Source organism: Bradyrhizobium sp. CER78, from assembly GCF_029846235.1.
Taxonomy (GTDB): Bacteria; Pseudomonadota; Alphaproteobacteria; order Rhizobiales; family Xanthobacteraceae; genus Bradyrhizobium.
Window position 1 is genome coordinate 41,248 of record NZ_JARVWP010000020.1, and the last position, 18,455, is coordinate 59,702.

Sequence of the window (18,455 nt, forward strand, 5' to 3'; positions counted from 1 at the left end):
GTTCGTCGTGACGGTGCGCCCGTCGTCGCGCGATCGTGAAGACGCGCGCTTGACGCCGCGCCGTTTGCCCTTATACTAAACCACATGGTTAAGTATCAGGACGAAACGCTGGACCGCACCTTTGCGGCGCTTTCCGATCCCACCCGCCGCGCGCTGCTGGCGCGGCTCGGCGAGCAGGAAAGCTTGTCGGTGAGCGAGCTGGCGCAGCCATTCGCGATGTCGTTGCCGGCGATCATGAAGCATCTCGACGTGCTCACGGACGCCGGCCTGGTCGCGCGCGAGAAAACCGGCCGCACGGTGGCGTGCCGGCTCACCGCGAGGCCGATGGAGCAGGCGATGAACTGGCTCAATCGCTATGCGCAATTCTGGTCCGACAATCTCGACCGCCTTGCCGCTTTTGTGGAGGAAGACCCATGGCAAACAAGTCCGCAGTCGCCGCCGACGCCGGCCTTGCCGCGCGTCCAAGCCTCACCCTCACGCGGCGGCTCCGCGCCCGGCCGGAAAAAGTCTACGCCGCGTGGACCGAGCCGGAAAACCTAGTGCAGTGGTTCGGTCCGGGTCAGGTCAAGCCCGGCACGACGCAGGCCGAGCTCGATGTCCGCGTCGGCGGCCGCTACCGGATCAAGTTCACCGGCAGCAACGGTGAATATCACGAGGTCGGCGGCGTCTATCGTGAGGTGGTGCCGAACGAGAGGCTGGTATTCAGCTGGGCTTGGCATTCGACGCCGGAGCGCGTCTCCGAGGTGACGGTGTCGATCAAGCCCGACGGCGGCGGCACGTTGCTCACCTTCCATCACGCGCAGTTCGTCGATGAGGCCGCGCGCGACAACCACCAGCGCGGCTGGACCGAATTCCTCGGCAATCTCCAACATTATGTCGACGCCTGAAGCGCAAGGGAGCATCGCATGTCTCAGCACAAGATCGTTTCGCGCGAAGAATGGACCGCAGCCCGCAAGGCGCTGATGGTCGGCGAGAAGCAACTCACTCAGGCCCGCGAAGCGCTGAGCCGGCAGCGCCGCGAACTGCCGTGGGTGAAGGTCGACAAGGACTATGTGTTCGACGGGCCCGGCGGCAAGGTGACGCTCGGCGATCTTTTCAAGGGCCGGCCGCAGCTCGTGGTGCAGCACGTGATGTTCGCGCCGGAGTGGGACGCGGCGTGCAAGAGTTGCTCGTTTTGGGTCGACGGCTTCGAGCGCATGGTTCCGCATCTGGCCGCGCGCGACACCACGATGGTCGCGATCTCGCGCGCACCGCTGGCCAAGCTTGAGGCCTTCAAGCAGCGAATGGGCTGGAGCTTCGACTGGGTCTCGTCGGGAGAGAATGACTTCAACTACGACTATGCGGTCTCGTTCACCCCCGAGCAGATCGACGCCGGGAACGCGCAATACAATTATGGAACGACCCCGCTCTACGGGCCCGAATTGCCCGGCATCAGCGTGTTCTATCGCGATGACGCCGGCACCGTGTTCCACACCTATTCCACATTCGCCCGCGGCCTCGACATGATGAATGCCGCCTATCAATACCTCGACCTGACGCCGCTCGGCCGCCACGAGGAGGGCTTGCCCTATCCGATGGATTGGGTGCGGCTACGTGACCAATACCAACCGGCACCGGTTCAGGCACCCTGTTGCCACAGCTGACGCGTAGCGCGTCGCATGTCGCGAGGAGCGTTAGCGACGAAGCAATCCACTTCTCAACGTCTGGAAAGACGGATTGCTTCGCTGACGCTCGCAATGACGGGAAACCAAGCAGCAGGAATCCTCCAATGCCTTACGTCGATGGTTTCGTCGTCGCGGTCCCGAAGAAGAAACTCAAAGCCTATGCGAAGCTCTCGAAGATGGCCGGCAAGGTCTGGCGCGAACATGGTGCGCTGGATTATCGCGAGTGGGTTGCCGACGACGTCAAGCCGGGCAAGCTGACGTCGTTTCCGCAGAGCGTGAAGCTGAAGGCCGGCGAAACCGTCGTGTTCGCCTGGATCATCTACAAGTCGCGCGCCCAGCGCGACAGGATCAACGCCAAGGTGATGGCGGATCCGCGCTTTGCGTCGATGGATCCGAAGACTGCGCCGTTTGATCTCAAGCGCATGATCTATGGCGGCTTCACAAGCCTGGTGAAGGTCTGAGGCGGCACGGTTTCGCCGCAATCCGCAGCAGTAACCGGCCGTTAAACATCAAGCTCGGCGGGCGGCGCGATGCGGCTTGCGTTTACTTGGTGATCCCGTATACTTTGCAATACAAAGTGCGGGCAAATCATGCGCGACCTCGACAAGGCCTTGGCCGATATTCTCGCGATCCGCAGCCAGATTGCGGCGGGAACCGCATTCCGCGGCTACGGCCCGGCGACGGTCGCCGCCACCAGCGGCATCGCGCTCATCACCGCGCTTGCGCAATATCTCTGGCTCGACGATCCCACCGGTCATCCGATCGCCTTCCTTGCCGGCTGGGCCGCGGCCGCGCTGCTGTCGGCGGTGCTGATCTGGATCGAGATGCAGGCGCGCTCGCGGCGGCATCACTCCGGCCTCGCCGACGCGATGGTCCAGCAGGCGATCGAGCAGTTCGTTCCCGCCGTTATCGCCGGCGTGTTGCTCGCGGTCCTGCAATGGAAATTCGCGCCCGAGACGCTGTGGATGCTGCCCGGTCTGTGGCAGGTGCTGGTCAGCCTCGCCGTGTTTGCCTCGGTCCGCCTGCTGCCGCGCACGATCGCGCTCGGCGGCGCCTGGTATTTCCTGTCGGGCTTCACGGTGCTCTTGATCGCAAGCCAGAGCCATGCGCTGTCGCCCTGGACCATGGGGCTGCCATTCGCGATCGGCCAGTTGCTGCTCGCAGCGCTGCTATATTTCGCTTCCGGAGGCCATGATGCCGAAGACTGACGTGACCACCGCGCCATTCGCCTATGATGGCCTCGACCGCGTCATCCACGAGAAGGCACGGCTCGGTCTATTGACCTCGCTGATGGCGCATCCGAAGGGGCTCGCCTTCGCCGACCTCAAGCAACTCTGCGGCCTGACCGACGGCAATCTCAGCCGGCATCTGCAGGTGCTGCAGGAGGCCGGCCTCGTCGACGTCATCAAGGGTTATGAAGGCAATCGCCCGCACACCACGTGCCGCCTGACCAAGAGCGGGCGCCGCCGTTTCCTCGATTATCTGGCCGTGCTCGAGCAGCTGGTCCGGGACGCGGCCAAGGCCGCCGGCACGGCCGACAAGGCTGAAAAGACCGCCGGCAAGGACGAAGGCGCATCTGCGCGCCTTGGTATCCAGCCGGTTTGACCATCCCATTTTTTGCCCGGAGACTTTGTGATGCAAAGCAACGTTGCGCTCAAGCCGGAAGCCGTCGCCCGGCTGCATGTCGGCATCATCATGGATGGCAACGGCCGCTGGGCGACGCGGCGCGGCCTGTCGCGGTTGCGCGGACATGAGGCCGGCGTCGAGGCGATCCGCCGCATCGTCGAGGCCGCACCGGACCAGGGCGTCGGCACGCTGACGCTCTACGCATTCTCGAGCGACAACTGGCGCCGGCCGAAAGCCGAAGTCACGGCGCTGATGGCGCTGCTGCGGTTCTATCTCGCCAACGAGATCGCAGCCCTGGTGCGCAATGGCGTCCGCCTCACCGTGATCGGCCGCCGCGACCGGCTGCCCGACGGTATCGCAGCCGCGATCACCCGCGCCGAGGCTGAGACCTGTGACGGCACCACGCTGCATCTGCGCATCGCGATCGACTATTCGGCGCGCGACGCGATCCTGAACGCCGCGGCGCGCGCCGCCGGTACAGGCCAGCTGAGCCGCGAGAGCTTCGCCGATCTCATTACCGGGCAAGCCGGCTTGCGTGACGTCGATCTGATCATCCGCACCTCGGGCGAGAAGCGGCTGTCGGATTTTCTGCTCTGGGAGGGCGCCTATGCCGAGCTGCACTTCACCGAGCGGATGTGGCCCGAATTCGATGCCGATGATCTCGCCGACGCGCTCGCCTCGTTCCACCGCCGCGAGCGCCGCTTCGGCGGACTAACTGCGATCGCGCCGGCGCAGGTGCCGAACCTTTAGCACGAGGCACGCGTCGAGCTGTTCCAAAAGCCCGGCCGGGGGGCTGGGTTCTCTCTCACAAAATGCGGGGACGAACGATCACGCCAACCAAAGCGGGAGCGATCATCCATGCGCATTCTTCTCATCAACGTGCCGCACCCGGCGATCGGTAGCCGGATCCCCGACGACCATCTGCCGCCGCTCGGCCTGCTGTCGATCGGCGGTCCGCTGATCGACGACGGACACCACGTTCGGCTGCTCGATGCCGAGTTCGGGCCGATGCCGCTCGAAGCCATCGTGGCGGAGGCATCGCGGTTTTCGCCGGATGCCGTCTTGTTCGGCCATTCTGGCTCGACCTCGGGCCATCCGGTCATCGCGCAAGTGGCGCAGGCCATTGTCAACGCCGCGCCCAAGGTGCGGATCGTCTATGGCGGGGTGTTTCCGACCTATCATTGGCGCGAGATCCTGCGCGAGGAACGCTTCGTCACCGCGATCGTGCGCGGCGAAGGCGAAGAGACCGCGCGGCGCCTGATGCGCGCGCTGGAGGCCGGCGACGATCTCCGCATCATCAACGGCATCGCTTTCCGCGATGACTACGGGCCGCGCGTCACGCCGCCTGCGCCGGTCATCCGTGACCTCGATGCCTATCGCGTCGGCTGGGAGCTGATCGATCACGCGCGCTACAGCTATTGGGGCGGGCTGCGCGCCGTCGTCGTGCAGTTCTCGCGCGGCTGTCCGCATCTCTGCAATTATTGCGGCCAGCGCGGCTTCTGGACGCGATGGCGGCACCGCGATCCCGTGCGCTTTGCGAAGGAGCTGGCGCGGCTGCATCGCGAACAAGGCGTCAAGGTGATCAATTTCGCCGACGAGAATCCGACCGTCTCGAAGAAGGCCTGGCGCACTTTCCTCGAGGCTCTGATCGCGGAGAATGTCGATCTGATCCTGGTCGGCTCGACCCGCGCCGACGATATCGTCCGCGATGCCGACATCCTGCATCTCTACAAGAAGGCGGGCTGGCAGCGCTTCCTGCTCGGCATGGAGAACACCGACGAGAAGACGCTGGAGCTGATCCGCAAGGGCGCCACCACCACGATCGATCGCGAGGCTATCCGCTCGATGCGCCGGCACGGCATCCTGTCGATGGCGACCTGGGTGGTCGGCTTTGAGGAGGAGACCGATCGCGATCATTGGCGCGGCCTGCGGCAGTTGTTGTCCTACGATCCGGATCAGATCCAGATGCTCTACGTCACGCCGCATCGCTGGACGCCGTATTTCCGTCTCGCGGCAGAGCGGCGGGTCATTCAGACCGATCGCCGGCTCTGGGACTACAAGCATCAGGTGCTCGCGACCCGGCACATGCCGCCATGGCGCGTGCTGCTCTGGTTCAAATTCACCGAGATGGTGCTGCAATGCCGCCCGAAGGCTTTGCTGCGCGTGCTGTTTCATCGCGACGCCGGACTTCGTCATGCGATGCGCTGGTACACGCAGATGGGACGCCGGGTCTGGCCGCACGAAATTATCGGCTTCCTGCGCGACGTCAGGCTGAAGAACGGGCCGACGGTGCGGGAATTTTGGGGTGAGCCGCAGGATAGTGAGGAGGAAGCGATGTCATCGCAGCGGCCCGAGCGCAGCGTCGGCACACCGCGCGCAGCGTAAATCGATACCGTCATGCCGGGTTCTGGATAACTGGCGCTGATGACTGGACGCCTGAGTCGTCAGCGCGATAATTTCCGGATCGACTGCGCAGAACAAAAAGAACCGTGGCGGTCGAGGCGGCGAGTTGAGCATACAGGTTGCGATTCTAAAAATATTGGCCAGTCACGTCAGCGGCAGAGCCACACTCGATTCACTCAAGCACGACCTCGCAATTCTTTCGTCGAGCGGCGATGATTGGCATGCGCGGATCAAACGCCTGGCGTCGCGGGTTCCCGAACTCGACATCTTCAGCAATGGCTATGTGCTGCGTGACGTCGAAGGCTGGGAGATCACACCGGCCGGACGTGAGTTCCTGCGCGCGCTGGAAGCGGTCACGCAAGACAATCTGCCGGCTGCGCCAGTGGCCGAGGCCGCGGTCCGCGCCGAGGGCAGGTTGATCGTGGTCGGTCACCGCTTCAGGAACAGGACGCGGCCGCAACGCGATGCGGAGCCCAGCGCGTCAGAGCGCCGCCGGCCGTCCCGCGAGCCGCGTTGAACCTCGCAGCGTTGCCGGCGACCTACCTTCGGGACGTGGCTCTGGAGGTCGCAAATGACTGCATTGGCTCAATCGATCGCACGGGTATTTCCGGCCAACTCGCTTCGGAGCAGCATCGCCCGGCATGTCCTGCTGTTCGGCTTTGCGGTCCTGTTCGTCGCGGTGCTCAGGGCAAGCTATGGCCTCGATCTGAGTGCGGGGTTCTTCTGATTTTTCCGACGGCAAGTCATACTGGGTTAACCGGACCGGGATAGCTAAGCGCACACTATCCTTGCATCTCGAACCCGGGCCGATCTTCCATGGATAAGCCGATGCGCTGCCAGTGCGGCAGGACGCGGACCATTGTGCTCGACAAGCATTTCCGGACCGCGCTGCTATGCCCCAAATGCGATGAGGCCCAGCTGGCCGCGCCGGCCAGGCCGGAGCAACGGGTGTTGACCGCGCGATAGCGCGGTCGTCTTCGGCACCGAAACTGGCCAGCGCGATGAGATTGACTTGAATCGTGATGGCGCTTTGGGTCGTGTTTAAGCATGATCTTTTCGGAAAACCGCTTCGCACTTTTCCGGATCATGCTTTAGGTTCCGTCTGATGAAACGGTCCAAAGCGAAACCCGATGCCGCATCCTTCCGATACCACCGCCGCAACACCTGCTGACGTGACGCTTGCCGACGTGCGTCGTGCCGCCGAAACCATCAGGGACTCGGTCATGGTTACGGCGTGCAACGAGAGCCGCACGCTCGGCGAGATCTGCGGCTGCCGCTTGTTCCTCAAATTCGAGAACCTGCAGTTCACCTCGACCTTCAAGGAGCGCGGCGCGCTGAACAGGCTCCGGGCGCTGTCCGCCGAAGAGCGCAAGCGCGGGGTGATCGCGATGTCGGCCGGCAACCATGCCCAGGGCGTGGCCTATCACGCGAAGCAGCTCGGCATCCCCGCCACCATCGTGATGCCGATCGGCACGCCGATGGTGAAGATCGAGAACACCAGGCGGCACGGCGCCGAGGTCATCATCACCGGGCAGACGCTGGAAGAATGCTTCGCCTTCGTCGGCACGCATGCCGCAGAGCGCGGCCTGATCCTGATCCACCCCTATGACGATCCGCTGATCATCGCCGGGCAGGGCACGATCGCGCTCGAAATGCTCGAGGCGGTGCCGGAGCTCGATATCCTGGTGGTACCGATCGGCGGCGGCGGGCTGATCTCGGGCATCGCCACGGCCGCGAAAGCGATCAAGCCGTCGGTGCAGATCATTGGCGTGCAGGCCCAGCTCTATCCGTCGATGTACAATGCCGTCAAAGGCGAGCAGCTGCCGATGCGTGGCGACACGCTGGCCGAGGGCATCGCGGTCAAGGCGCCCGGGCAGATCACCACCAGGATCGTGCGCGACCTCGTCGACGACATCGTTCTCGTCAGCGAGGACCAGATCGAGCGCGCGGTCGCGACCCTGATCTCGATCGAGAAGACGGTAGTCGAGGGCGCCGGTGCCGCCGGCCTTGCGGCGGTGCTCGCGGCGCCGGAGCGCTTTGCCGGCCGCAAGGTCGGCCTCGTGCTGACCGGCGGCAACATCGACACCAGGCTGATCGCCTCGGTCCTGACCCGTGAGCTCGCGCGCGAAGGACGCCTGACGCAGCTGGCGCTCGACATCGTCGACCGGCCCGGACAGCTCGCGGCCGTGTCGATCCTGCTTGCCGATGCCGGCGCCAACATCATCGAGGTCTCGCACCAGCGCACCTTCTCCGATCTGCCGGCGAAGGCGACGCTGCTCGAGCTCGTGATCGAAACCCGCGACCGCGCCCATCTGGAGGACGTGCTGGCTGCGCTGAACGCGGCGGGATTCGCGGTGCGGGAGAGTTAGCAACGCAAACCGCGCTTGAACCGTCATCCTGAGGAGCCGCGAAAGCGGCGTCTCGAAGGATGAATCGGCCACCAGCCGGGCCGTGCATCCTTCGAGACGCACGTTCCGCGCTCCTCAGGATGACGGGTCTGAGATGCCCGGACGAGTTTTCTCTAGCCGCCACCCGCCGCCAGCTCGGCGAGCTTCGCGATGGTGTTGAGATTGCGCGCGGTGCCGCTCGCGGCGGCGGGGATCTTCAGCTTCGAACGGCCCATGCCGCTGCCATAGGCGACATAGATCTCGCGTTTGCCGAGCCGCATCTGCTCGTCCTGCTGGCCCTTGACGTCCTTCAGCGCGTCCTTGGGCGGCGGCTCGTCGAGGAAGATCGCGACCGTAAAATTCGGCGCCGCTTTCGGAAACGGATTGGCCTTCAGCACAGCGGCGATCTCGTCCGCGCTCCTGACGGCAACGCCGACCGGCTTGCCGGCATAGGCCTGCAGCCGCTGCTCCAGCGCGGCCTTGACCTTGGCCGCGCCGAGCTTGGACGAGAACACGACATTGCCGCTGGCGATGTAGGTCTCGACGTCGGCGAATCCGGCGTCGATGCACATCGCCTTCAATTCGGCCATCGGCAGCTTGCCGGTGCCGCCGACATTGACCGCGCGCAACAAAGCGACGTAACGCGGCATCACGGCCTCACGTCAGCAGCAGCGTCATGCCGGGATCGCCCTTCTGCATCGCGCGCTGATAGGCCGGGCGCGCGGCGATGCGGCCGAGATAGTTCTTGATGTTGGGACAGCGGCCGAGGTCATAGGCCAGGAAATAACGCATCGTCGTGAGCGAGAAGCCGATCATGATATCGGCCGTCGTGAACGCCTCGCCCGCGAGATATCGGGCGTCGCGCACGCGCGCCTCGATCAGATCGAACGAACGGTCGACCCGCGCTTTGGTCGCGACAAGCATCGGATTGTCGGCCGCGAGGTTGAGCCGATGCAGGATCATGCTGCGGCCCATCTGTGCCTGCAGCGTGCCGTTGGCGAAGTGAAACCAGTACAGGAACTGGGCGAAGTCAGGATGATCGGGCTGCAGGGTCAGCCGTCCATTGCCGTATTTGGCGACGATGTATTCGACAACCGCGCCGGATTCGGCCAGCACCAGCTCGCCGTCGGTGATGACGGGCGCCGCACCGATCGGATGCAGCGCCTTGTAGTCGGCCGGCGCCAGCATCGTGACCGGATCGCGCGTGGTGCACTTCAGTTCGTAGGGGATCTCCAGCTCCTCGCACAGCCAGACGATCCGCTCCGATTGCGACTTGCCGAGATGGTGAACGGTGAGCATGCGCGCTCCTGAAGCATGATCCGGAAAAACGGATACCGGTTTTCCGAAACGATCATGCGAATATAATGATCATGATGCGCATCCATGGAAGCGCATCATGCATTTGCTTTCTTCTTCGCCGGCTTCTTCTCTGGTTTCTTCTCGGATTTCTGCTCTGATTGCTTCTTGGATTCCGTGATCGGCGGCGGCTCTTCCATCGCCTTCTTCATGGCGCGGGCATAGGCGTCGGCGGCGTTCTCGGCCGAATTCTGCAACCGCTTGGCGGTCGCGGTCGCGTTCAGGATCGTGCTCTTGGCGAGGTGGCGGAAGCGCGCCTTGGTCTCCTTGTCCTTGGCCTTGGCCGCGCGCGCGACCCAGACGGCCTGGCGCTTCTTGGCAGCCGCCATCACGGCCTTGGTCTGCGCTCTTGCGGTTTGCCGGATGACGGCGTCGAGGTCGGCTTCGGCCATTCAGATACACTCATTGACTGGACATGCGCCGGGCGGGCGCACGGAAGGAGGGGAGCTATCACTAGCTCAACCGGCGCGGTTTGAACATGCCGATCCTGTTGCGATGCCCTGGGGGCGGCCACGGCCAGCGGCTGGCGTGCCGGCCGTGCCGGTCAAGCGAATGAACGCCCTACCGGGCGTGCGGTTCAGCATGATATAGCGGCGCGGCCCGGTCGGGGCCGCGCAATCCAATCGAGGTTTCGATGCCAGCAATCAGCCGACGGAGCCTGCTTGGCGGCCTTGCCGTGCTGGCCGCATCGCCTTCGCTCGCGGTCGCAACCGCCGAGACGCTGACTGTCGATGCCGGCGAGAGCCCGGTCACGCTCAACCGTTTCGGCTCCGGGCGCACCGGCAAGCGGCCGGCGGTGTTGATGCTGCACGGCTTGCGCGGCTTCGATCTCAAGCCGCAGGCCTACGAGCGCTATGCCAACGCGCTGACGGCTGATGGCATCGACGCCTATTTCGTTCGTTACTACACGCCGGCCGACGAGCAGGCGCTTGCGACGATGCACACGAGCGAAAGCCGGGCGCCCTATGAAGCCGGGCGGTTCGACGCCTGGGCCGCGCGTGTCTCGGCCGTGCTGACCACGGTGCTGGCAGGTGCGGACAGTTCCGGCCGGGTCGGACTGCTCGGCTTTTCGCTCGGTGGCTACGTTGCCGCGGCCGCGGCGGCGCGTGACGAACGGGTGTCCGCGCTGGCCGTGCTGTATGGCGGCATGCCCGACAAGATCGCGCCTCAGGTGAAACATCTGCCGCCGATGATCGAATTGCACGGCGAGGCCGATCGAAACGTGCCGCTTGCCAGCGGTGAGCAGCTCGTCAAGCTGGGCAAGTCGGTCGGCGCCGCGGCGGAGATCGTCCGGTATCCCGGCAAGGCGCACGGTTTTGATTTTGCGGACAACGACCCAATGACCGCTGACGCGGTCAGCCGTGTTGCCGGGTTCTTCCAGGCTCGCCTGAGCGCGGCGTAAGTCTATTCCTTCGACGAACCCGACGGCACCTTGGCGCCGGCGAGCAGTCCGGCCAGCTCCACCTGCCGGCCGAGCCCAGTCTTCGCCAGCACGGCCTTGAGCTGGTTGCGCACCGTTTCGCGCGAGATCCCGAATGCGACGGCAATCGCCTCGACGGTGCGTCCTTCACCGATGCCGCGCGCGACGCGCGCCTCGGCCGGCGTCAGGTCGAACAGGCCCTGCAGCACTTCCGCGGTCGGCACCTCTGATGGCACCACCGGCGTCACGATCACGATCGCCGACGCGCGGTCGAACAGGTCGCGCGCCGTGCCCTGGATCGGGACCAGATGCACGATCAGCGGCGGACGATCGGCCTGTGCCGCGATCGGGACCGAGCGGACCTCCACGCCGATGAGGCCGTGATCGAGTGCTCCGACGGCCTGCGCGAACAGCGCATCGGCGGCAGGCGCTGCCAGTGTCAGGCGATCGGCACGATCCTGCATCACGTCGGGCACCAGGCGGTCGAACAGCGTGTTGGCCGCCATCAGACAACCGCCGCGCCGCAGCACCGCCGCGGGCAGGCCGAGCATCGCCAGGGACTCGGTTGCCGCCCTGGCGCGCTCCATCCCGAGCCGCGCCGACAGCAGCGCGGCCCGCGCCAGGTGCGGGCGCAGCGCGTCGAGCTGTTCGATCGCTTCCGGCTCGATCGGCCCGCGTTGGTACTCGCGCTCGACGCTGAAGATCAGCACGTCGCCGCTCGGCACCGGGATCGCGGTACCGGCGCCCCATCCGAGCCCGCGCGGGCGGAAAAATTCGCGGATCTGGAAGTCCTGCTGCACTTCCTCGGGCGTATCGAACACGTCGATGTCGCGCAGGAAGCCGGCATGATTGGCCGCGAGCAGGCGCGGCAACCGCCCGTTGCGCTCATGCCAGCCGCCTTCGACATAGGCAACCGTGTCGTCGTGCATGTCGGGGGAGGCGACCCAGCGGACGTCGTGTGGGGCTGCCGTCAGCAGCACGATACCGCGGGCCCGCGCGATCTCGCCGACCTGATGCAGAACGTTCGGCCACAGCTCCGGGAGGACCGCGGCCTCATAGGCAAGTTCAATCAGATGCTCGTGCAGGTCGTTCGCCATCGGCCATTCCAGAGGTGCTGTTGCCCAACAGATAAACCCATCGATCGCGGAATTATTGCCTAGAGCAATTCAGCCTGGCCCACGAGTCCGGGCAATTCCGGTGCGACCACTTGCATCACGATGAATTCCGCCGTTTGGCCGGTCTTGCGGGCGATTTTCGCACCGGCATGTCTGGCCTTGCTCGTCTGGTGGCAACCCGGCGCGCGGCGGCCAGGGCCGCCTGCGCCCAGACCAGGAGCTCTTGGGCTCAAGCGACGCGCCGAAGGCCGCCGATGCCAGGGTCACCGAGATCAAGCCCAAGACTTGATGATCAAGCTCGATGACTGGGACCTGACAATCGTCGGCGGTTGTGACGGAAATTCAACCCGCGTGACAGTCAGACATCTTTCCGAAGTGTCGCGAAACGTAGTGCAATGCATTGCCGCAGCGCCCGGCCCGGCAGCGTCACACGTTTGCAACGCTGCGCGCGATCGTTCGACCATGAACATCCTTTAATTTGTATCCGCGCGACTTGTCGCGCCTGCTAGGCGGCCATCTTGTAACATTCAGTCGAGCCATCGCCGGCTCGGGGAGGGCCGATGATCAGCCGCAGGGCGCTTTCCGGATTGCTGATGACGCTGGTCGGACCCTCATCGATCACCGGCAACACGCTGGGGCTGGGTCATTGCCGGGGATCGTGCGCGAATGTCGACCTGCCGGCACTTGGCTACGATACGTTCTGCCGGTCGTTCTTCGATATCGCGGCGAAGGGAAAACTGCGCGCGATCGCAACCGGCCCGGACATCCGGCGGGAGATGCGGTCGCTGTTCCGGGAGCGGCGGCTCTATCGGCCTTCCCGCGATGACATCCGGATTCTCTGGCGCGACACGGCGGATGGATTCTCGGTCGCGAAAGTGGAGTTCGATCTGGAATGCGGCATGCCGGTGCGCGGATGTCTCGGAATCCCCGATGGCGCGTTGAAGGGATTGATCCTGCTCGCTCACGGCATGGCGAGCACGCCGGAGCGATGCTTCGATGATGCCGACAAGGACTACATGAACGCGCTCGGCGAGCAGCTTTGCCAGGACGGCTATGTTGTCTGGTGTCCCTACATCGTTCAGATCGGAAATCAGGAGAGCCAGAACAACATCGCCGCGATGCTGGCATCCCATGGCGTCTCCGCGCACAACGTGTCGTGTGCATCGATCGACGCCGGCGAAACCATCTGCCGCAAGTTGACCGGCGCGTCCGGTCTGAATGTCGGCGTCTACGGGGTGTCCTCGGGCGCGTTTCTTGCGCTGCATCTGGAAGCCGCGACGGGGCGGATGCGGCCGACCGTCGTCTCCGGATACATGCGTGACGAGAAGAAGTTTCTGATGTCGTCCACCATCAGCAAGAACCTCGGCATCGAACTTGCGGCCTACATTCATTTCGCCAACAGCCGCGCAAAATACGCCGGCGCGGAGCTGGCATACCTGCTCTGTCCATGCCCGCTGTTCGTCGAGATCGGCAGCCACGATGCTGCAAACGCGATCGAGCTCGGGCGGGACGAGAAGTTTGCGGAAATGCAATCGGTCTACGCGGCCTCAGCCCATCCGCAACTGATCGAGATGGACGTGTTCGACGGCGTGCACGAGGCCAGCGGCAAGCGCGCAAGGCCGTGGCTGCGCAGCCACCTGGCGTCGCCTGCCTATCAAGAGACATCTCGCTTGAAGAACGCCATCGCGTTGTGAGTGGCGGCCGCTATTCCCGCTGCAATACGTCGCCGAGCCTGCGCCGTGTCGCAGATATCCATCCCCGACTTCGTCCTTGCCGGCGGCACGCTTGCGCGTATCACATTGATGCGAGCCTCCGGCGTCCGCGGCATGCCCCGAACCGACGGCGATGACGTTACAGGATTGTCGGATTGGGCGCGTTATGATCTCCTGCAACGCACCTTGCCTATCCCTAGCCTTCACGGTCTGAGGGAACTCGACGTCATATCCGTCTCGTCAAGCTTGTTGATAGCCGAAGGGTTGGACCGCATGAGTGGTACGGAACGAATGCTCGGTGGATTGGCAGGGTTTCTCGTATCGGCGGGACTTGCGGCTAGCGGGATATCGGCGGCCCATGCCCAGGCAGGTCCGCCCGGGCCTCCTGCCGTCGGCGTGTTCGAGGCGGTGAAGCGGCCGGTCACCGAGACCAATGAATTTCTGGGGCGCATCGAGGCCCCCAACCGCGTCAATGTGGTGGCGCGTGTCACGGCGTTCCTGGACAAACGGAACTTCGTCGAGGGCGCCGAGGTCAAGGCCGGTGACCTCTTGTATCAACTCGAGCGCGGGCCGTTCGAGGCCGACCTCGCATCGAAGAAGGCGCAGGTCGCGCAGTTGCAGGCGACGCTGGTCAACGCCAAGCTGACCACCGACCGCGCCAAGGCCCTGATGGGCGGGCCGGCCGGCCAGCAATCGAACGTCGACGCCGCGGTCGCCAATCAGCAGAGCCTCGAGGCCCAGGTGCAGGCCGCGCAGGCGCAGGTCGACCTGTCCCAGATCAATCTCGACTACACCATGATCCACTCGCCGATCGATGGCAGGATCGGACGCACCGCGGTCACTGAAGGCAACGTCGTGACGCCGAGCTCGGGAACCCTGACGACCATCGTCAGCCAGGACCCGATGTATGTCACGTTTCCCGTGCCGGTCCGCGAGGCGCTCGATCTCCGCGACCGCTATGCGACCCGCGGCGGCTTCAAGGCGGTCGTCATCCGCCTGCGTTTGACGGACGGCCGGCTCTACGACAAGGTCGGCGAGCTGAATTTCGTCAACAACACGATCGCGCAGAACACCGACACCATTTCGCTGCGCGGCACCATTCCAAACCCGTCGACATACACCTCCGTCGCAACCGGCGGTGCGGTCCGCGAGCTCACCGACAATGAGTTCGTCACCGTTCTGCTGGAAGGGGTGCAGCCGGTCGAGGTGCTGGCGATCCCGCGCTCGGCGGTGCTGTCGGACCAGCAGGGCGAATATGTCTACGTCGTCGGCGCGGACAACAAGGCCGAGCAAAAGCGGATCCAGCTTGGGCAATCGACGTCGACAATTGCGGCAGTGACAAGCGGCATAGCGCTTGGCGACAAGGTCATCGTCGAGGGATTGCAGAAGGTCAAACCGGGCGAGGTGGTCGCGCCGGGGCCTGCCAGCGCGCTGATCCAGTCGAGCATGAAGGTCTCGGCGGATGGTGGCGCCAGCAGCGCGCCGAAATCGACGGGCAATAACCCATGATTTCCGCTGTCTTCGTCGATCGTCCGCGGCTTGCGATCGTCATCGCGTTCGTGATCACGATCGCGGGCGCGTTGGCGCTGATGCAAATTCCCGTCGCCCAGTTCCCGGACATCGTGCCGCCGCAGGTCACAGTCTCGGCCGTGTTCCCCGGCGCTTCGGCCGAAGTCGTCGAATCGAGCGTCGCCCAGCCGCTGGAAGCGCAGGTCGTCGGCGTCGACAAGATGCTCTACATGAAGTCGACCAGCGGCAATGACGGCAGCTACACGCTGACGGTCTCGTTCGCGCTCGGCACCGATCCCGATATCAACACCGTCAACGTCAACAACCGGGTGCAGAGCGCGCTCGCGCAATTGCCGACCGAGGTACAGGCGCAAGGCCTGACCGTGCAGAAGAAATCCTCGGCCGTGCTGCAGTTCATCGTGCTGTACAGCAAGAGCGGTGAGCAGGACCCGCTGTTCATCACCAACTACGCCATCATCAACGTGCTGGACGCGATTTCGCGGACGCCCGGCGTCGGGCAGGCGTCACTGTTCGCCAAGCTGAACTATTCGATGCGGATCTGGTTCGACACCCAGCGCCTGACCAGCCTCAATCTGGCGCCGTCGGACGTGATCGCCGCGATCCGTGCCCAGAGCGTGCAGGCGCCGGTCGGCCGCATCGGCGCGCGTCCGATCAGCAACGATCAGCAGTTCCAGTTCAACGTGCAGACCCAGGGCCGCCTGACGACATCCAAGCAGTTCGGCGACATCGTGCTGCGCGCCAATCCGGACGGATCGGTGCTGCGGATCAGGGACGTCGCCCGCGTCGAGATCGGCGCCCAGAACATGGATTCGGAGTCGCGGATCGACGGCAATCCCGGGGTGCCGATGGGCATCTATCTTGCGCCCGGCGCCAATGCCGTGACCACGGCGAAGGCCGTGCAGGCCACGCTTGCGAAGCTGTCGGAGCGGTTCCCGCCGGGCCTGACCTACCTCGTGCAGTACGACTCCACGACCTTTGTCTCCGACACGATCAAGGAAGTGATCAAGACGCTCGGCGAGGCCTTCGTGCTCGTCGTGATCGTGGTGTTCCTGTTCCTCGGCAATCTGCGCGCCACGGTGATCCCCGCGGTCGCGGTTCCGGTCAGCCTGATCGGCGCCTTCGCGGTGCTGCTGGCGCTCGGCTATTCCGCCAACACGGTCTCGCTGCTGGCGATGGTGCTTGCGATCGGCATCGTGGTCGACGACGCCATCGTCGTGGTCGAGAATGTCGAACGCGTCATGGAGGAAGAGCCGGAGCTGTCGCCGGCCGACGCCACCAAGAAGGCGATGGCGCAGATCACGGCGCCGATCATCGCGATCTCGCTGGTGCTGCTCTCGGTGTTCGTGCCGATCGCGTTCATCCCCGGCATTTCCGGCACGCTGTTCCGCCAGTTCGCGGTGACGATCAGCGCCGCGATGGTGATCTCGGCACTGAACGCGCTGACCTTGTCGCCGGCGCTGTGCGCCGTGTTCCTGCGCCACGGCGGACCGCGCCGCGGCATCATGGGGCGGGTGCTCGATAGCATCGACTGGGTGCGCGACCGCTATGCCGGCGTGGTGCAGCGGCTGGTCCGCCTTGCGGTGCTCTCGCTGGTCGCGGTGCTGGTGTTTGCCGGCGCGGTGTTCGGCGTGTCGAAGATCACGCCGACCGGCTTCCTGCCCGAGGAGGACCAGGGCGCCTTCTTCATCGCGGTGCAACTGCCTGACGGCGCCTCGGTGGCGCGCACCAGCGAGGTTACCAAGCAGGTCGAGGCGCTGTTGAAGAAGAACCCGGCGGTCGATCACGTGCTGTCGATCATCGGCTTCTCGCTGCTCGACGGTGCAAGCGAACCGAACTCGGCCTTCATGGTGGCGCGCATGAAGGCGTTCGCCGATCGCAAGGCGGTCACCGAGTCCGTTCAGGCCGCGATCGGGCAGACCTTCGTCGGCGGATCGCAGATCCGCCAGGCCTCGGTCCTGCCGTTCAACCTGCCGCCGATCATCGGGCTCTCGACATCCGGTGGCTTCGAGTATCAGCTCGAAGCGCTGGAAGGGCAGGACCCGGCTTCGCTCAGCAGCGTGATGGGCGGGCTGATCGGCGCCGCCAACCGCAATCCGAACCTGACCCGCGTGTTCTCGACCTTCACCGCGACCAATCCATCGGTCTATCTCGACATCGATCGCGCCAAGGCACAGGCGCTCGGCCTCAACATGGCCGACGTCTTCACCGCGCTGCAGGCCACGCTCGGCGGCATCTATGTCAACAACTTCAACCTGTTTGGCCGCACCTGGCAGGTCAATGTGCAGGGCGATGCCGCCAATCGCCGCGACATTCCCGACATCTGGCAGATCTATGTGCGCAACACCGGCGGCGAGATGGTGCCGATCCGCTCGATCGCAAGCCTGCGGATCGTCACCGGCCCGCAGGTGATCACGCGCTACAACAATTATCGTTCGGTCACGGTGAACGGCAGCCCGGCGGCGGGCGTGTCGTCGGGCACCGCGATCGCGACGATGGCCGACCTCTCCAAGACGACGTTGCCTTCAGGCTATTCCTACGAGTGGACCGGCACCGCCTATCAGGAGCAGGCAGCCTCCGGCCAGACCGGCATCATCCTCGCGCTCGCGGTGCTGTTTGCCTATCTGTTCCTGGTGGCGCTGTATGAGAGCTGGACTATCCCGATTCCCGTGCTGCTGTCGGTCACGGTCGGCGTCTTCGGGTCCTATCTTGCGATCAAGCTCGCGGGGCTCAACCTCGATCTCTACGGCCAGATCGGCCTTGTGGTGCTGATCGCGCTCGCGGCCAAGAACGGCATCCTGATCGTCGAGTTCGCCAAGGAGCAGCGCGAGGCCGGTAGGCCGATCGCGGAGGCCGCGACGATGGGCGCGCAGATGCGTTTCCGCGCCGTGATGATGACCTCGATCGCCTTCATCCTCGGCCTGGTGCCGCTGGTGGTCGCGACCGGCGCAGCGGAAATCAGCCGCCGCGCGGTCGGCACCGCGGTATTCGGCGGCATGCTCGCGGCGAGCTCGATCGGCATCTTCCTGGTGCCGATGCTCTTTGTCACCTTCCAGGGCTGGCGCGAAGGTGTGAAGAACCGCTTCGGCAGGCGGAACAAGACGGAACAGCCGGTGTCGCACTAATTGTTTGAGCACGATCTTTTCGGAAAAGCGCTTCGCACTTTTCCGGATCATGCTTTAGATCCGGCCTAATCCCATCGCGCATTAGCGGGGTGCGTGAGGCGGGGCTATACTGCCTGCCTC

The 18,455-nt window shown here is 64.7% G+C and carries 18 protein-coding genes and 1 pseudogene; 15 read left to right on the top strand and 4 right to left on the bottom strand.

Annotated elements, in window-relative coordinates; genetic code table 11:
• Positions 1-84 precede the first annotated feature (84 nt).
• From QDT69_RS31230 to QDT69_RS31280, 11 genes and pseudogenes are all read left to right on the top strand, one after another.
• Positions 85-540: a metalloregulator ArsR/SmtB family transcription factor gene (locus QDT69_RS31230; RefSeq protein ID WP_279710307.1), complete on the top strand. Its 456-nt coding sequence runs from the start codon at positions 85-87 to the stop codon at positions 538-540.
• Positions 525-887, top strand: a pseudogene (locus QDT69_RS31235) (SRPBCC domain-containing protein); the annotation flags it as partial. The gene QDT69_RS31230 and the pseudogene QDT69_RS31235, both read left to right, overlap by 16 nt.
• An 18-nt stretch (positions 888-905) precedes the next feature.
• The gene (locus tag QDT69_RS31240; protein WP_279710308.1) at positions 906-1,643 is read left to right on the top strand and encodes a thioredoxin family protein; all 738 of its coding nucleotides are present in this window, start codon (positions 906-908) and stop codon (positions 1,641-1,643) included.
• A gap of 125 nt (positions 1,644-1,768) precedes the next feature.
• On the top strand, positions 1,769-2,125 hold the full coding sequence (locus tag QDT69_RS31245) for a DUF1428 domain-containing protein (RefSeq protein ID WP_279710309.1): 357 nt from the start codon (positions 1,769-1,771) through the stop codon (positions 2,123-2,125).
• 129 nt (positions 2,126-2,254) lie between these two features.
• On the top strand, positions 2,255-2,872 hold the full coding sequence (locus QDT69_RS31250; protein ID WP_279710310.1) for a hypothetical protein: 618 nt from the start codon (positions 2,255-2,257) through the stop codon (positions 2,870-2,872).
• Positions 2,859-3,269: a transcriptional regulator gene (locus tag QDT69_RS31255; protein ID WP_279710311.1), complete on the top strand. Its 411-nt coding sequence runs from the start codon at positions 2,859-2,861 to the stop codon at positions 3,267-3,269. The genes QDT69_RS31250 and QDT69_RS31255 overlap by 14 nt, the downstream gene beginning before the upstream one ends.
• A 30-nt stretch (positions 3,270-3,299) precedes the next feature.
• Entirely contained in the window at positions 3,300-4,040 is a 741-nt protein-coding gene (locus tag QDT69_RS31260) for a di-trans,poly-cis-decaprenylcistransferase (RefSeq protein WP_279710312.1), read from the top strand.
• Between the two features lie 108 nt (positions 4,041-4,148).
• Positions 4,149-5,675: a magnesium-protoporphyrin IX monomethyl ester anaerobic oxidative cyclase gene (gene bchE / locus QDT69_RS31265; protein WP_279710313.1), complete on the top strand. Its 1,527-nt coding sequence runs from the start codon at positions 4,149-4,151 to the stop codon at positions 5,673-5,675.
• A gap of 124 nt (positions 5,676-5,799) precedes the next feature.
• Entirely contained in the window at positions 5,800-6,210 is a 411-nt protein-coding gene (locus QDT69_RS31270) for an aminoacyl-tRNA deacylase (protein WP_279710314.1), read from the top strand.
• A 54-nt stretch (positions 6,211-6,264) separates the two neighbouring features.
• Complete coding sequence (locus tag QDT69_RS31275; protein ID WP_224943765.1) at positions 6,265-6,420, top strand: response regulator; 156 nt, start codon at positions 6,265-6,267, stop codon at positions 6,418-6,420.
• A 403-nt stretch (positions 6,421-6,823) separates the two neighbouring features.
• Complete coding sequence (locus QDT69_RS31280; protein WP_279710315.1) at positions 6,824-8,062, top strand: threonine ammonia-lyase; 1,239 nt, start codon at positions 6,824-6,826, stop codon at positions 8,060-8,062.
• A gap of 152 nt (positions 8,063-8,214) precedes the next feature.
• Here QDT69_RS31280 and QDT69_RS31285 read toward each other — a convergent pair whose 3' ends face one another.
• The 3 genes from QDT69_RS31285 to QDT69_RS31295 all read right to left on the bottom strand — a co-directional run bounded on the left by QDT69_RS31285 (position 8,215) and on the right by QDT69_RS31295 (position 9,828).
• On the bottom strand, positions 8,215-8,730 hold the full coding sequence (locus QDT69_RS31285; RefSeq protein ID WP_279710316.1) for a DUF1697 domain-containing protein: 516 nt from the start codon (positions 8,728-8,730) through the stop codon (positions 8,215-8,217).
• A gap of 7 nt (positions 8,731-8,737) precedes the next feature.
• Positions 8,738-9,379, bottom strand: a complete 642-nt coding sequence (locus QDT69_RS31290) for a glutathione S-transferase (RefSeq protein ID WP_279710317.1) — start codon at positions 9,377-9,379, stop codon at positions 8,738-8,740.
• 95 nt (positions 9,380-9,474) lie between these two features.
• The gene (locus QDT69_RS31295; protein ID WP_279710318.1) at positions 9,475-9,828 is read right to left on the bottom strand and encodes a hypothetical protein; all 354 of its coding nucleotides are present in this window, start codon (positions 9,826-9,828) and stop codon (positions 9,475-9,477) included.
• Positions 9,829-10,070: 242 nt separating this feature from the next.
• Here QDT69_RS31295 and QDT69_RS31300 point away from each other — a divergent pair, with 242 nt between their 5' ends.
• Positions 10,071-10,838 carry a dienelactone hydrolase family protein gene (locus tag QDT69_RS31300; protein ID WP_279710319.1) on the top strand — a complete coding sequence of 256 codons (768 nt, stop codon included), beginning with the start codon at positions 10,071-10,073 and terminating at the stop codon, positions 10,836-10,838.
• Positions 10,839-10,840: 2 nt separating this feature from the next.
• Here the strand turns inward: QDT69_RS31300 and QDT69_RS31305 are convergent, their stop codons facing one another.
• The gene (locus QDT69_RS31305; protein ID WP_279710320.1) at positions 10,841-11,953 is read right to left on the bottom strand and encodes a helix-turn-helix transcriptional regulator; all 1,113 of its coding nucleotides are present in this window, start codon (positions 11,951-11,953) and stop codon (positions 10,841-10,843) included.
• 578 nt (positions 11,954-12,531) lie between these two features.
• On the opposite strand from QDT69_RS31305, the gene QDT69_RS31310 reads away from it, so the two are divergent.
• The 3 genes from QDT69_RS31310 (at position 12,532) to QDT69_RS31320 (ending at position 18,335) form a co-directional block, all read left to right on the top strand.
• Positions 12,532-13,665, top strand: coding sequence for a hypothetical protein (locus QDT69_RS31310; RefSeq protein WP_279710321.1), 1,134 nt, complete (start codon positions 12,532-12,534; stop codon positions 13,663-13,665).
• Positions 13,666-13,956: 291 nt separating this feature from the next.
• Entirely contained in the window at positions 13,957-15,192 is a 1,236-nt protein-coding gene (locus tag QDT69_RS31315) for an efflux RND transporter periplasmic adaptor subunit (RefSeq protein ID WP_279710322.1), read from the top strand.
• Positions 15,189-18,335, top strand: a complete 3,147-nt coding sequence (locus tag QDT69_RS31320) for a multidrug efflux RND transporter permease subunit (RefSeq protein WP_279710323.1) — start codon at positions 15,189-15,191, stop codon at positions 18,333-18,335. The genes QDT69_RS31315 and QDT69_RS31320 overlap by 4 nt, the downstream gene beginning before the upstream one ends.
• Positions 18,336-18,455: the final 120 nt, after the last annotated feature.